Genomic DNA, 13,399 nt, shown 5'->3' on the forward strand with positions numbered 1-13,399 from the left:
GGCAACACGGGTTCGAATCCCGTACGGGATACCATTTTTTCAAGGTATCTTGGCGTTGTTCTCCAAAAAACATGAATTTTCGCACCAATTTTATACGATCGTGAGTAGCATTTACGCGTCTTACCATATTCGATGCCCCTCGTGCTGGTGATGTTATGCGCGAGCGCATTGATCCCATGAACTGGTAATGGCCCTGCTCCGCGGCGCACGCTCTCATAACCCCAAGTACTACGTGAACCGTAGCACAATGGTTAGTGGCTGGCCGATGGATTACAATTTTTTCTACTCAACAAAATTCAAACGTCATCTCCAGGAAATTTTCGCCATCATGTAGGGGAATGGACTTAGAACAGACAGGCATATAACGGCTTACCAAGACACTTCTGATTATCTTACGAAAAGCATCAAAAACGCACGGTCAGAGCTCCATTTTGCGGTAAGCTATCCCATTGTAGCGTAAGCTCACTGAGACGATCTCTGATCGCCTCCACGTCGTCTGCCGAAACTGTCGCAATAGAATGTCCTCGGGCCTCACATGCATGCTCATATGTTGAGATTAGATCTGCCGCCGAAGCGCGTTCACCCCACAGTTCGGCCTGAAACGTCTCCACCATCCGCTCTATTGCTTCGCTGCTATCCTCTCCGCCTGTTGTGAATGCTGCCGACTGCCCCTCCCTTATCAAGGAAAGAAAACCGCGATTAGAGAGTACGCTTTCAACAGCGTAATGCACCATTTCGTGCGGAATGATTCTTTGTTTGGGGCAAGCGATACTGTCTGTTGTACCATCATGCCGAACGATGGTTAGTCCGTCATATTTGCCACTGCATTTTACAAACGTTAGTTCCATGATTCGAGCATCCTCCGCCGACGAACTGCTAACTATCTATGCCAGATTGAAAGCCGAGCTTCCATTTTTCCTTGGAGCGCCCTATCCGCTCAGCAAGATGGAACCAGACGGACGGCACTCGCCTCTTTACGGTCATTTCAAGCTTGCTAACGCCACCCCAAAACCCAAACAAGATGTGTTGTGCGTGAATGAAGAAGAACTTCGCGCGTCTTCTAATGTGGCGGATGATATTCTGAGCCGGCGCATAACTCCGGCACGGTGTAAACTATCGTGGTGCCAAGCAATAATGAATTTGTAAAACGACCGATGACAGGCTGATACATTCTAGCCAAAGCTTACGGCCTTTGCCTACACGCCACATTCCGGCAGGCTACCCTCTCTACTAACAAAAAATAGATCTTAAGCCTCCTGTGATGTTCGCATCGTTTTGGATAGAAAAATCATAATCGGTATGCGTCGAGCTGGGTCTTAGTGCCTACAGAGAAATCTTCTTCCTTAGGATTTTTCCTGAGCGTGTTGTTGGTAACTGCGCCACAAAGTGTAAATCCTTAAGGCCTACCCACTTCCCTATTGCCTGGTTAACCTGCCCTATAATCTCAGAGCGCATTACACTCATATTGGCTGTGCACTGTGCCGTGGCAACAACGTAAGCAGCAGGCCGCTGCCCTCTTAGGGCATCAGAGATAGCGACAACCGCACAGGCGTAAACAGCTGGGTGGGACAAAATAATTTCTTCAATCTGCACACCTGAAATACGGCGTCCCGCCACCTTAATCACGTCGTCAGAACGGCCTAGCATATGAACTGCACGATCTGATGTGATCATCCCTTCGTCAAACGTACGGTAGTATTCGCCAGATTTGTCAAAATAGTTTTCAGGAACTTTGGTGGTCCCATTTTGCCAAATACCGGCGAGGCAACCCGGTGGCAGAGGCAGCCTCAGGACAACTTCCCCACACCGATCGTCTGGCATGGAGGAAAGAAGCGCTGGGGAAAACCCAGGTGCTGGTCGCCCAATATCATTCATGAGTGCTTTTGGTTCTTGTTCCGGCAGGCCGAAAAAATGGGCTGTGATGCTCCACCCGGTTTCTGTCTGCCACCAATGGTTGACCACGGCCCGTTGAAAGTACGAGCGCGCCCATTCTAACAACGTGGGCTCAGCATATTCGCCAGCAACAAAAATGCGGGCAAGTGCTGGTAAAAGCACGCCTGCAAGATTACGGCTTTCCTGACGTATAACCCGCAATTGAGTGGGTGTTGTGAACAGGCACTTTACTGCGTAATTCTGACACAGCATGCGCATAGCTGATGCTGAAACGCTACCTTCTACAATTACGCTGGTGCATCCACTCAACAACGGAGCGTAAACACCGTAAGAATGCCCAACTACCCAGCCAAAGTCAGACGTTGTAAAAAAGACATCACCCGGTTTGCAGCCATAAATTAACGGCATGGACAACGCCAAGGCAACCGCATGGCCACCATTCTCGCGCACAATGCCCTTGGGTTTACCAGTGGTGCCAGAAGTATGAAGAATGTAAAGCGGGTCTTCAGCATAGACGGGGACAGGCGCTACAGGAGAAGACTGTTCCAAGCTATAAAAATCATGATCGCGTACGGGCATCAAAGGCGCTGGGCAGGCCTCACGCTGTGCAATAACGCAAGCCTTGGGCTTATACGCAGCAATACGCAAAGCGTCATTTAAAATCGGCATGGCTGGAAGAGGCGTTTGCCCCTGAAAGCTGCAACTGGCGATGATAATAACCTTAGGAGCAACATCATCAATCCGGCGCGCCAGTTCTGCCGCTGCGTACCCGGCAAAAACCACAACATGCACAGCACCCAGACGAGCACAGGCCAACATGGCTATTGCAGTCTCAACCAGTGTGGGCATGGCGATCAGGACACGATCCCCCTTTCCCACACCAAGGGCACGCAGGCCGCCAGCAAACCGGGCTACCCTGTCCTGCAACTCTTTATACGTGACAACCTGCTGCTCTTTGCTGGCACAGGAATGCCAGATAAAAGCCGCCTGTGCCCCTCGCCCCTGCTCAACGTGCCGGTCTATCGCGTTGTAGCTGGTATTAAGGACCCCACCGGCAAACCAGTCATACCAGCCATCTGCGCGGTGCTGGCAGGCAATGGTAGGAGCCTGCTGCCATGTAATACGTTGTGCGGCTTCTAACCAGAACGCTTCTGGTTGATTTAGAGCCGCATCCGCCATTGCCTCGTATGTTGTCCATGGCAGCATAATGCTACGCTCCTTAAGCTACAGGCACATCTTTTCCGGTAATCTGGCTTGCCAGCCACGCAGCATCACGCGAGACACCGGAGAAACGCCCAGACCCCCATGTATGCAGCCAAGGCAGGCCGAGAAAATAGAAGCCCGGCATATCTGTCACACCCCGGTGCCACACGGGCTTATTTGCGCCATTGAACACAGGAACATCAATCCAGCGATAATCCGGACGGAAGCCGATACACCAGATGATTGACGTAATACCAGCCGCTTTTAAATCCAGTGGCATATTACTGCCGTCTGGTTTCCACACGGGAACATAAGGCTCTTCAACTGGTGCGCTTATGCCTTCACGCGCGATGTAAGCATCAATAGATTTTTTAATATCTGCGTTTGTTTTGTCAGCATCATCAAGGTTTTCTGTCAGGTCTGGCAGAAAATGTGCCACCTCATCCCTAATGGTTTGGAGTGTTCCGTGCAGGCCTACACCGTTTTTGGCAAAAAGGCGTAAGTCCAGATCATGTCCACCGTTTCGGCCTGTTACGTAATGGTTTGTTTTATCACGCGCACCATCACGCAAGGGGTGATTTTCTACCGTTAAATCATAAAACTTCATGTCTGCCAGCCAGTCTACAACGTCTTTCCCACGATAGAAGCGGGACACACGCGGCGCTGAGCCAACGCACAGATGTACTTTACGATTTTCTAAAAACAGATCTTCCACAATCTGCGCTCCAGACTGACCGCTACCTACAACCAGCACAGCGCCTTCTGGCAGTTGATCTGCATTACGGTAATCTTGTGAATGCACCTGATAAATAGAAGACTCGATTGCGCTGGCATAACCAGGAATAACCGCATCCTGATACGCACCAGAGGCAATTACAATGTGTTGCGCGATCCATACGGCACCGCCCGCCACAACACGATATCCACCACCCTCCTGCCGCGTGATAGACGTAACGGGCGTATGCTCATGCAAGGGTGGCGCAAAAGAATTTACGAAGCCTTTTACATACTCAATAATTTCCTGCTTCACCATAAACCCGTGCGGGTCTTTTCCTGTGTACGGGTGGCCTGGCAACTCACATTGCCAGTTGGGGGTTACAAGGCAAAAATTATCCCACCGTTCATCATCCCATGAATGACAGGCAGTTTTGGCTTCAAAAACGATATGCTCTATCTTTTCCCGGCAAAGGTACCAGCTCATGGAAAGGCCAGCCTGCCCACCGCCAACAATCACAACAGGAATGCTCTTTTCGGTCTGTGTCATAGTGAGATCCGTTTTTAGAAAGTGAAGGTTAGAACGCGCACTTGCGCGTCTGGTATGTTTACAAACTGCGCGCAGGCTTGTTTGATACTGTGCAACTGCCCGAGGGCGCGACTACAGGGAAAGCCATAACGCGCACGCACCCTCTCACTGGCTTCGGTTAATGCGTCATGCGCTTTTTGTAAGAAATCAGGCAGTGTGTAATCCTGATTTTGCGTAAAGTAGTCCTGAATAACCAAAGAAGGGGAGTAACACTCAGCCTCTTTTCCATCAGGCCAGCGAACACGAAATGTCATTTCAGGCATGGGTAGAAACTTCTTCATTTGAGGCATTGGCGTGAGAGAAAGCCGCCAGATGCCGGTAAACAGGAAGATGACGCGCTGCCACCGCTTGCCATGTAAAGCGACTGGCCGTTGCAGGGCCTTTCACGCTAAAGCGCTCTTGGCTTTGGGGTGTCAGGCCGTCATACAGTGCCAAAAGTAGAGTGTCGGGATGGCCTGAGCGGCACCACAGCACATCGTCTCGTGCAAAATGCTCCGTAAAGGGGGGCATGTCTGGCACAATAACGGGTGTGCCACAGGCCAAGGCCTCCAGCGGGCACAAACCAAACCCTTCTGTGCTGGACGGATAGGCCAGAACCGAAGCCTGCCGGTAAAAGGCGGGCATATCCTCCTCCGCCACGGGGCCGGTGAGCGTGACATGCGCGCTCTGACCACTCTCCTTCAGGCGGGTATCAAACAGTGTGCGGTAGGAAGAGTGATCCAGAAGGGATGCGCCACCTACCACAACCAGATGAAGGTCTGCGCCCTGTTGGCGTAGCCCGATAAAAGCATCCAGAAGCTGCACTGTGTTTTTACGGCGCTCTACCCCACCGACAGCCAAGATAAGGCGTTTACCTGAAGGTAAATGGTAGCGTGCGCGAAGAGTGGCATCTTGAATTGTGGGTAGTGCTGTAAAACTTACGGGGTCAACCCCATTACCCACTACGGGGGCTTTTAAACCATAGTGCACGTGCAGGTGTTTTTCCCACACAGCACTGACACTGAAAAGGCATGTCGCTGCTGTAAACCCACGCCCTTGCCGGGCAGCAAGAAGAGGGTTTGTAAAGCTATCCAGATGATGCACCGTGCGCGCAAAAGCTGTTATTTGACCTTCTTCTTGCAAATCGGCCAAAGCGTTGCTGCTTATGGGATCCTGGGCGTGCAGCACATCAAAAAATCTACCACGCAGGCCGTCTTTTATCTCGCCTATGCGGCGCTCTACCAGCGTAGCTAAATCGGGCTCTGGTACGGCAGGAATACATAAGCTGGCGCAACGCGGTGTGCGAAAAAAACCTTTGCCAGTATCATCCGGGGCAATAAGGGTAACATCATGCCCGGCATCATGCAGGGCTTCGGCTAGAGCCATGCCATGCACAACACCGCCACGCGGGTTGGTGGAGTGGGTGAGAATACCAACGGACAGTCTCATGCGCCCCACCCCATGAGCGGCGTTTGGGTCAGGTCCCAAAAAGTTTCCGCGTCATCGCCCCACCGTACGTCTAGGCGCTCTGTGGTGGTGCACTGTCCAATAGCCTGTGCGGCAATACCGCGCTCCTGAAAGCGATTAAGAATTTCAGAAACGTTTTCGGGCTGGGCCGTTAAAATATAACCATAGCTGGGAAACGCTGATAACCAGCGCTCCATAGGCACGCCGTCTGGTCGGGGCACGCTATCGAGCGTAATGTTCATACCAATACCCGAACATTCTGCCAGCATAAGGGCCGTCCCCAAAAGCCCTGCCATGCTAATGTCTTTAGCTGCATGGCTCAGGCCGTCTTCTGCAAGACGCGGTAGAACTTCCAGATCCCCCCGTAAACGGGCGCTCTCTTCTGTGCCGCATAGAGCCGAACTCGCATCCCAGAACGGATGCGGGTCATGCCAGTGGCCACGTAAATCTATCGCGGCAATCAGCACCTCACCGGGTTGCGCATCAAAGCTGGTCAGCAGGCGGCGTGCGCGGCCGAGTATGGCAACCGAGAGCGAATTGTGAGTGCTGCGCATATTGGTATGGCCGCCAACAACAGGCACACCATAAGTAGACGCAGCATCTTGCAGGCCCCGAACGACCAAGGCTGCGGCCTCAGAAGTCTCGCTCCACACTGCATCAACCACAGCTATGGGCCGCCCGCCCATAGCGGCAATGTCACTGGCATTGACCATGACACCGCAATACCCCGCAAACCATGGCATGGCCCGCACAAAGCTATCTTGAAAGCCCTCGCTGGCCAGCAACAAATAACCATCACCATCCGGAATAGCAGCGCAGTCATCTCCCAAACGGATTGCTGTGGTGTTTGCCTGTGGCAAAAGGGCTGCGACTGCCGCAATATCCTGCTTGGCAGTCAGGGCGCGGCTCTGCCTTAGCGTGCTCAGTAGTGCTTTCAAACCTTGTGCCATTACGCCACCTGCCGAGTGCGAGGTTGCGGGCGCAGCAGCCATGTCTGCTCCAGACCATGCGGCGGATAGCGTGACAAATCAGCCTGCATGTCATGATGTGGCAAGCCGTGCAGGGTGATGGCGCCCAGGCTTTTCCAGTGCAAACGGCGAAAGAACAGGACATTCTGCTCCTGCACCTGCGCCAGAAACTGCGTGGCTCCCAAGCCGTGCGCCGTGCTGACCGCCATACGGATCAGCTCTGCGCCAATACGCCCAAGTTTGCGATGATCCGCCTGCACGGCTAAACGGGAACCACGCCATACGCCGGGTTCTGGCTCGTGAATGCGCACCGCCCCCACAACCCGGTCTGGCATACCCGCCATACAACAGGCTGCAATGATGGGTATGGCGGTTTGGTCAATCCCGTCCCGGTCGTCTTGAGCAAACACCTTTTGCTCTTTACAGAAAACTTCCCGGCGCAAAGCATGGTAGCCTGCCCGCTCCCACGGTGTGCGGGCAAGGCGCACCACGTATTCGGTCGGGATAAAGGGGCGGCTTTCCAGACCTTCAATCAAGTCCTTCATTGTTCGTAAGCCGACAGAGAAGAACATGCCCCGCACCGCCCGCACCCCGCCCGGATGTCGGTGGACTTCATGTTTACGGCCCGCAACATCTGACCAAGGGGTGCCAACACTGATTTCATGAAGTCAGCCGATGGCGGTGTATGATTTTCGAGAGGTGTGCCGGAAATGGGGACAAACGGCACCACAAAGGGATAAACTCCGAGTGCGATTAGACGTTCAGCCAGAGACAGAATATCCTGAGCACTGTCCCCCAAGCCTGCCAAAATGTAGGTGTTTACCTGCCCACGACCAAAAATAGGCACCGCGCTGGCAAACGCATCCATATAACGGTCAACGCTGACAGTTGCTTTGCCCGGCATGATTTTTTCACGCACGGTCTGCGTTGCTGCTTCAAGGTGCATACCCAGACTATCGGCTCCGGCATCACGCAGCCGCTGGAACCACGTATGGTCACGCGGTGGCTCACACTGCACCTGCAAAGGCAGCGCGACCGCAGCCTTAATAGCACGGGCGGACTCAGCCAATACGGCTGCACCCCGGTCAATCACATTCGGCGTGCCGGTTGTGAGCACCATGTCACGCACACCATCCAGGTCCACCGCCGCCTTAGCGACCTCTGCCAGTTGCGCAGGTGTTTTATATGCAATGGTACGATCTGCTTCCAGCGACTGGCCGATGGCACAGAACTGGCAAGACGTACGCCTGTCAGCGTAGCGAATGCAGGTTTGGTGCACTGTCGTCGCCAAGGTATCCCGCCCATGCAGGAGGGCAATTTTCCAGTAAGGAATACCGTCCGCAGTGCTTAAGCCATAAAACCGTGGCGCGGCTGGAAAATGGATCGTGCCAAGAGCCTGCCCATCCTTAACCAAAACACTCGCCCCGCTGCTATTAGGCTTGCTGGCCTGAAAGGGAGAATGACGGGCACCTGAGGTATAGACCGGCACCATAATGGTCTGACCCGCAATGGTGATGGTTTTATGGTCGGAAGGACCAGCCCCACCTTTACGGGAAATACCCCCCGTTTCCTCACCAATTTGCAGGCCAAAAGACTGCAAATCTGTCACAAGTTTACGGCCAGACAGCGTGCCAAGGGTTGGAACTGTCATGGCGCGGCTCCTGTCTTGGCGAATGCCGTAGCACCTTCTTCGTCGCGTTCGCCAACATAGTGCACCGTGCGTGCAGGCTGTGTGTTGTGCAGCAAGCTCAGAAGTTCTGGCCTTGCATAATGCCCAACGGAATCCATCATGCGCTTGCGTTTGGTTATCAGGGCAAAATCAAGGTCAGCTATCACCATGCCTTCCCCTTCCATTAACGGATCCCCCAAAAACTTACCTTCTGGTGAGACAATGGCGGTGAAGCAGCCACCACGCAGCGGACCTTCCAATGCAGGGTCACGCGCGACTTCCTTGATCTGTTCTTCTGTCAGCCAACCTGTGGCGTTGACAACAAAACAGCCGGATTCCAACGCATGATGACGGATTGTTACGGACATCTGGTCTGCAAAAATCTGACCGACAAGAGACCCCGGGAACTGGGCGCAATGAATTTCTTCATGTTGCGTCATAAGTGCGTAGCGGGCCAATGGGTTATAGTGTTCCCAACAGGCCAGAGCGCCTACGCGGCCCACGGCAGTGTCCACCACCTTTAACCCTGCGCCATCTCCCTGCCCCCAGACCATCCGCTCATGATAGGTGGGCGTGATTTTCCGACGTTTGAGCAAAATTTCGCCAGTGGCATCAAAAATGATTTGCGTATTGTAAAGCGTGCCTACATCACGCTCGTTAACGCCCAACACAACAACCATGCCGGTTGCCCGTGCGGCTTCTGCCACCATATCCGTTACTGGACCGGGGATCACAACAGCGCGTTCATAAAGCGCCAAATGCTCCGCGCCAAAACGAAAAGCGGGCTGGATGAATGAGAAATATGGATAATAGGGAATAAAAGTTTCGGGAAAGACCGCCAACTTTACGCCTTTTTCGGCGGCATCGCGGATGGCCTGACAGACTTTCCGGGCTGTACCCAAACCATCATCACCCAACACAGGGCTAATTTGAATAGCAGCAGCGCGAACGATACGGGACATGATGGCAGCCCTCCCCTCTACTCTTAGAGCGTCCAGGTATTCAGAATAAAGGCGTTATCACGCCGGGCGAGGAGAATGACGTCCAGCACATCTTGCGGGTTAATAGGGGTAATACCCGGAATAAGGTTATGCTCACCGTAGCCATACAAAGCCTGAAGTGCGAACCGGCAAGCATAAACCTTACCGCCTTCTTCAATAATTTTTGCAATCTGCTTGTTGCAGTTCATATGACCGGGAAATGCTTCATCGCCCAGCCGTGGAAAACCGCGCTGCACGCCAAGGGTAACACCCGGCCCATAAAGCAGAACAGAGGTTTCAAACCCCTTACGAATAAGACGAGTTGCCTGAAGCAGGTTTACAAACCCGACTGACCCTTCGTTGGCAACGGTATGAAAGGTGATAAGTGCCTTTTCACCGGGTTTGGCCTTAACATCTTCGAAAACTTTGTTTTCATAGTTAACAAAGCAGTCACCATCTTTATGGGGTGCGTGTTCGATTTCTGGCATGATACGTTTCCATTTCGTTTCGAGAATACAGTCAAGCCTGCCTCGCACTCAAAAACATGACATGAACATTTTAAATTGTCGAACCACGAAATACATACATATCCATTCATTTACCCAGATATACTAAGTTTTCAGGCAAGCAAATAAAGACAATTAGCGGTGGGAATAAAGACAATTAGATAAGCGTTTGATATGATTTAGTTTTTATTCTCGAAATAAAATGCTTATATCTTCTATTTATCCGGCGCAGACCTCACCCGAGATGATCAGTGGCACCTTATATTATGGTAGGATTAACCTCCATAACGCCTTGAAACTGAATAAAAATTACGTTCGTTCTAAAAATGTATGCAACGATTTTCAGTATGTATGGATTTAATGGCAGACCTTCCTTCTCCCCTGTGCTAGAGAAGAACCGTAGCCGGGTTGTATGAGAAAAAAAATGAACACGCATGAACTAATAAAAATCATGAAATTTTTTATCGAGCATAATCCCGGCCCTATTTACCTCTCCATTCCTAATGCTCTTATAGAAGCCATCAATAAAGGTGTGATTGGAGAGGGCGATAAACTGCCACCACAGCGCAGTTTAGCGAAAGAATTAGGCACTGACCTGACAACAATTACACGTTCTTTTTCAGAAGCGCGTAAACAGGGTCTTATTGAAGCAACTGTAGGGCGCGGTACATTCATTAGAATCGGTGCATCAGAAACACGCTGGAAAAATACAAACCAGGCCGTGGTTGATCTTACAATGAATTTGCCACCAATTCCTGAAGACCCTTCCATAAAAAACCTCATCCAAACCGAACTTAGCAGCATATTGCGGCAACAAGATCTGCACGCCCTGCTCTCTTACCGCCTGACGGGCGGCACGACGGATGAAAGAAAGCAGGCCTGCCGCTGGGTGTCTCCCGTTATTGGGTCACGCAATGAGGACGACATTTTAATTGTACCCGGAGCACAAGCCGCGATTGCTGCAATTGTGACAACGCTATTGAAGGCGGGCGATGTGCTGGTAACTGACCGCTTTACCTATCCGGGCATACGGACCGTGTGTGCCCAATTTAATATTCTTATAAAAGGCATAGACAGCGATGCTGAGGGCATGGTGCCGGATCAACTGGAGGATGCGTGTTCGCGCCTCAAACCCCGTTTGATTTACTGCACGCCCACAATACAAAACCCAACCACATCCACCATGTCCATTGAGCGACGCAAACGGATCCTTTCTATCGCGAGAAAACATAATGCGTATATTCTGGAAGATGATCCTTACAGCTTGCTCTTGAAAAACCCTCTCCCCGCCTTGGCGCAATTAGACCCATATCGAGTTTTCTATGTTGCGTCTCTCTCCAAGGTTATTTCACCGTCTTTAAGGCTGGCATTTATGTGTGCCCCGGATGTAGAGCTTTCCACCCGAATAACAGCCGCCTTACGCGCCACCACCCTGACCAATTCCGGGTTAATGACGGCCCTTATAACCAGATGGATTGAAAAAGGGACTGCTACACAAATTCTTTCTGCTATACGCGAAGAGTTGTCAGAGCGTCAAAAAATTGCAAAGGATATTTTAGGAGATACGCACTGCACCCACCCCGAAGGCCCCCATATTTGGCTTAAGCTGCCTGAATGGTGGAGCAGTATAGATTTTGTCTCTTATGCCAGAAAGCAGGGGCTCGGCTTGGTTCCCAGTAGCGTATTTACCGTAGAGGGCGAACCGCCGCAAAGAATCCGCATTGCTTTGGGAAGTGCAACCAGCCGCGAAAATCTGACAAACTCTCTTAAAGGGATTGTAGATTTAATGAATCATAAAAAGACATTCGGGTTTGACAGCATTGTGTAGCACTTACCCCCCTGTAATGAGGCTATATTTTCATTCATTTAAGGTCCAGGGGCGCTTATCAATCCACTGATCTCCCCACCCACTTAAACTCTTCAGAATTGGTTTAAGGCTTTTTCCTTCTGAAGTGAGAGAGTATTCCACTTTTGGCGGCACGACGGCATAGACTTTCCGTTCAATAAGGCCGTCCTCTTCCAGTTCTCTCAACTGCTTAACGATAAGTCGAGGAGAGGCGCCCACAGCCAGCTTACTAAATTCATTATAACGCATTGTTCCATCCAGAAGGTGAAAAAGAAAAACTCCTTTCCATTTACCGCCAATAACATTCAAAGCGGCCTCTATAGAACAGCCAGGGATACGTTCCCACCTTTTGTCTTTTTTCATTCAGCCCTCCATCGCTATACAATAGTATAGTATATGGTTTTTTATACAGTATTTTATTTTCTAACTTAGAACGCTACTTTTCACGAGAGTAAATTTTTCACTTTACTACTACGAGGATTCTTGTGAAACTGTTTGAACCGCTGACACTTCGCAATGTTACACTCCGCAATCGTATCGTCATGTCACCAATGTGTATGCATTCAGCGCTTTCTGGCGGGTTTGTAAGCGATTTCCATCTTGTCCATTATGGGGCACGCGCTCTTGGCGGAGTGGGGCTTGTTTTTTTTGAAACATTGGCAACGCTTGAGAACGGTATGATTGGGCCAGGAGATCTTGGCATTTGGAGCGATGACCATATTGATGGTCTAAATCGCCTTGTGCAGGTTGTACAAAAAATGGGTGCTAAAGCCGGTGCACAAATTGGACATGCAGGACGACTGGAAGGTACGCAGGCCTACACGGCAATTGCACCATCTGCCATTGCTTTTTCAGAAAATACTCTGGTTCCTCACGAACTTACCAACGAAGAAATTTTGAACATTGTTCACAGCTTCAAAGCAGCGGCCAAACGGGTGCGGCTGGCAGGTTTCGATATTCTGGAAATCCACACAGCGCATGGGTATCTTCTGAATGAATTTTTATCGCCACTGGCCAACAAACGGACTGACAAGTGGGGAGGAAGTCACGAAAACCGCTACCGTATCGTGCGACATATTCTTGATGAAGTCCGGCAGGAATGGAATGGCCCGTTATTTGTCCGCATATCTTCTACAGATTATGCTCATGGTGGAAACACACCAGAGGACTTTGTTATCTATAGTCAGTGGATGAAGGAGCAGGGTGTGGACCTTATAGATTGTTCATCTGGCGGCATTGCGCCTGCTGACGTTAAGAGTTTTCCGGGGTATCAAGTCACTGCTGCAACGCTGCTCCGAGAAAAATTAGGCATTATGACAGGTGCCGTTGGGCTGATTGAAACCGGAGATCTGGCTGCCGACATTATTGGCAATATGCGAGCCGATCTGGTTTTTATTGGCCGGGCACTTCTACGAGACCCTTTCTGGCCAAGAACTGCGGCTGATGAATTACGGGTCAGCATCCCAGTGCCAGATCAATATACCCGCTATGGTGCGTGGTGGCTTAACACTCAGCCCCGCCCCACACCAGCACTTCCTCATACAACTGCCGGGTAAAATACGCTTACCGTGAGCCGTTACAACGG

General features: G+C 51.2%; 13 protein-coding genes. 2 read left to right on the plus strand and 11 right to left on the minus strand.

Features of this window, described 5'->3' with window-relative positions:
* Positions 1–404: 404 nt before the first annotated feature.
* From Abci_RS12445 to Abci_RS12490, 10 genes are all read right to left on the minus strand, one after another.
* Positions 405–848, minus strand: a complete 444-nt coding sequence (locus Abci_RS12445; protein WP_048839508.1) for a hypothetical protein — start codon at positions 846–848, stop codon at positions 405–407.
* 475 nt (positions 849–1,323) lie between these two features.
* Positions 1,324–3,099, minus strand: coding sequence for an AMP-binding protein (locus Abci_RS12450; protein WP_048839510.1), 1,776 nt, complete (start codon positions 3,097–3,099; stop codon positions 1,324–1,326).
* Positions 3,100–3,112: 13 nt separating this feature from the next.
* Positions 3,113–4,360 (minus strand): MSMEG_0569 family flavin-dependent oxidoreductase, encoded by a 1,248-nt coding sequence (locus Abci_RS12455; RefSeq protein ID WP_048839511.1) that lies wholly within the window; start codon positions 4,358–4,360, stop codon positions 3,113–3,115.
* A 14-nt stretch (positions 4,361–4,374) separates the two neighbouring features.
* On the minus strand, positions 4,375–4,662 hold the full coding sequence (locus Abci_RS12460; protein WP_048839512.1) for an MSMEG_0570 family nitrogen starvation response protein: 288 nt from the start codon (positions 4,660–4,662) through the stop codon (positions 4,375–4,377).
* The gene (locus tag Abci_RS12465; RefSeq protein ID WP_048839513.1) at positions 4,655–5,827 is read right to left on the minus strand and encodes an MSMEG_0565 family glycosyltransferase; all 1,173 of its coding nucleotides are present in this window, start codon (positions 5,825–5,827) and stop codon (positions 4,655–4,657) included. Before Abci_RS12465 ends, Abci_RS12460 begins: the two co-directional genes overlap by 8 nt.
* A complete protein-coding gene (locus tag Abci_RS12470) occupies positions 5,824–6,795 on the minus strand; it encodes a sll0787 family AIR synthase-like protein (protein WP_048839514.1) in 972 nt (323 codons plus the stop codon). The genes Abci_RS12465 and Abci_RS12470 overlap by 4 nt, the downstream gene beginning before the upstream one ends.
* A complete protein-coding gene (locus Abci_RS12475; protein WP_048839515.1) occupies positions 6,795–7,358 on the minus strand; it encodes an MSMEG_0567/Sll0786 family nitrogen starvation N-acetyltransferase in 564 nt (187 codons plus the stop codon). Before Abci_RS12475 ends, Abci_RS12470 begins: the two co-directional genes overlap by 1 nt.
* Entirely contained in the window at positions 7,355–8,464 is a 1,110-nt protein-coding gene (locus tag Abci_RS12480; protein WP_048839516.1) for an MSMEG_0568 family radical SAM protein, read from the minus strand. The genes Abci_RS12475 and Abci_RS12480 overlap by 4 nt, the downstream gene beginning before the upstream one ends.
* The gene (locus Abci_RS12485; RefSeq protein ID WP_048839517.1) at positions 8,461–9,444 is read right to left on the minus strand and encodes a Nit6803 family nitrilase; all 984 of its coding nucleotides are present in this window, start codon (positions 9,442–9,444) and stop codon (positions 8,461–8,463) included. The genes Abci_RS12480 and Abci_RS12485 overlap by 4 nt, the downstream gene beginning before the upstream one ends.
* Before the next feature lie 23 nt (positions 9,445–9,467).
* The gene (locus Abci_RS12490; protein WP_006559294.1) at positions 9,468–9,950 is read right to left on the minus strand and encodes an MSMEG_0572/Sll0783 family nitrogen starvation response protein; all 483 of its coding nucleotides are present in this window, start codon (positions 9,948–9,950) and stop codon (positions 9,468–9,470) included.
* Between the two features lie 442 nt (positions 9,951–10,392).
* On the opposite strand from Abci_RS12490, the gene Abci_RS12495 reads away from it, so the two are divergent.
* Positions 10,393–11,796: an aminotransferase-like domain-containing protein gene (locus Abci_RS12495; RefSeq protein ID WP_048839547.1), complete on the plus strand. Its 1,404-nt coding sequence runs from the start codon at positions 10,393–10,395 to the stop codon at positions 11,794–11,796.
* A 30-nt stretch (positions 11,797–11,826) separates the two neighbouring features.
* Here Abci_RS12495 and Abci_RS12500 read toward each other — a convergent pair whose 3' ends face one another.
* Positions 11,827–12,177 (minus strand): winged helix-turn-helix transcriptional regulator, encoded by a 351-nt coding sequence (locus Abci_RS12500; protein ID WP_048839518.1) that lies wholly within the window; start codon positions 12,175–12,177, stop codon positions 11,827–11,829.
* Positions 12,178–12,299: 122 nt separating this feature from the next.
* Between Abci_RS12500 and namA the strand changes: the two genes are divergently transcribed.
* Entirely contained in the window at positions 12,300–13,370 is a 1,071-nt protein-coding gene (namA, locus tag Abci_RS12505) for an NADPH dehydrogenase NamA (protein WP_084597667.1), read from the plus strand.
* Positions 13,371–13,399 lie beyond the last annotated feature (29 nt).

Source organism: Acetobacter cibinongensis, from assembly GCF_000963925.1.
Taxonomy (GTDB): Bacteria; Pseudomonadota; Alphaproteobacteria; order Acetobacterales; family Acetobacteraceae; genus Acetobacter; species Acetobacter cibinongensis.

Excerpts from the sequence above, each read along its gene's own strand:
- Abci_RS12500 (WP_048839518.1), bottom strand. The coding sequence starts at position 12,177 with ATGAAAAAAGACAAAAGGTGGGAACGTATCCCTGGCTGTTCTATAGAG.
- Abci_RS12470 (WP_048839514.1), bottom strand. The coding sequence starts at position 6,795 with ATGGCACAAGGTTTGAAAGCACTACTGAGCACGCTAAGGCAGAGCCGC.
- Abci_RS12485 (WP_048839517.1), bottom strand. The coding sequence starts at position 9,444 with ATGTCCCGTATCGTTCGCGCTGCTGCTATTCAAATTAGCCCTGTGTTG.
- Abci_RS12475 (WP_048839515.1), bottom strand. The coding sequence starts at position 7,358 with ATGAAGGACTTGATTGAAGGTCTGGAAAGCCGCCCCTTTATCCCGACC.
- Abci_RS12445 (WP_048839508.1), bottom strand. The coding sequence starts at position 848 with ATGGAACTAACGTTTGTAAAATGCAGTGGCAAATATGACGGACTAACC.
- Abci_RS12480 (WP_048839516.1), bottom strand. The coding sequence starts at position 8,464 with ATGACAGTTCCAACCCTTGGCACGCTGTCTGGCCGTAAACTTGTGACA.
- Abci_RS12495 (WP_048839547.1), top strand. The coding sequence starts at position 10,393 with ATGAACACGCATGAACTAATAAAAATCATGAAATTTTTTATCGAGCAT.
- Abci_RS12490 (WP_006559294.1), bottom strand. The coding sequence starts at position 9,950 with ATGCCAGAAATCGAACACGCACCCCATAAAGATGGTGACTGCTTTGTT.
- Abci_RS12460 (WP_048839512.1), bottom strand. The coding sequence starts at position 4,662 with ATGCCTGAAATGACATTTCGTGTTCGCTGGCCTGATGGAAAAGAGGCT.
- Abci_RS12455 (WP_048839511.1), bottom strand. The coding sequence starts at position 4,360 with ATGACACAGACCGAAAAGAGCATTCCTGTTGTGATTGTTGGCGGTGGG.
- Abci_RS12450 (WP_048839510.1), bottom strand. The coding sequence starts at position 3,099 with ATGCTGCCATGGACAACATACGAGGCAATGGCGGATGCGGCTCTAAAT.
- Abci_RS12465 (WP_048839513.1), bottom strand. The coding sequence starts at position 5,827 with ATGAGACTGTCCGTTGGTATTCTCACCCACTCCACCAACCCGCGTGGC.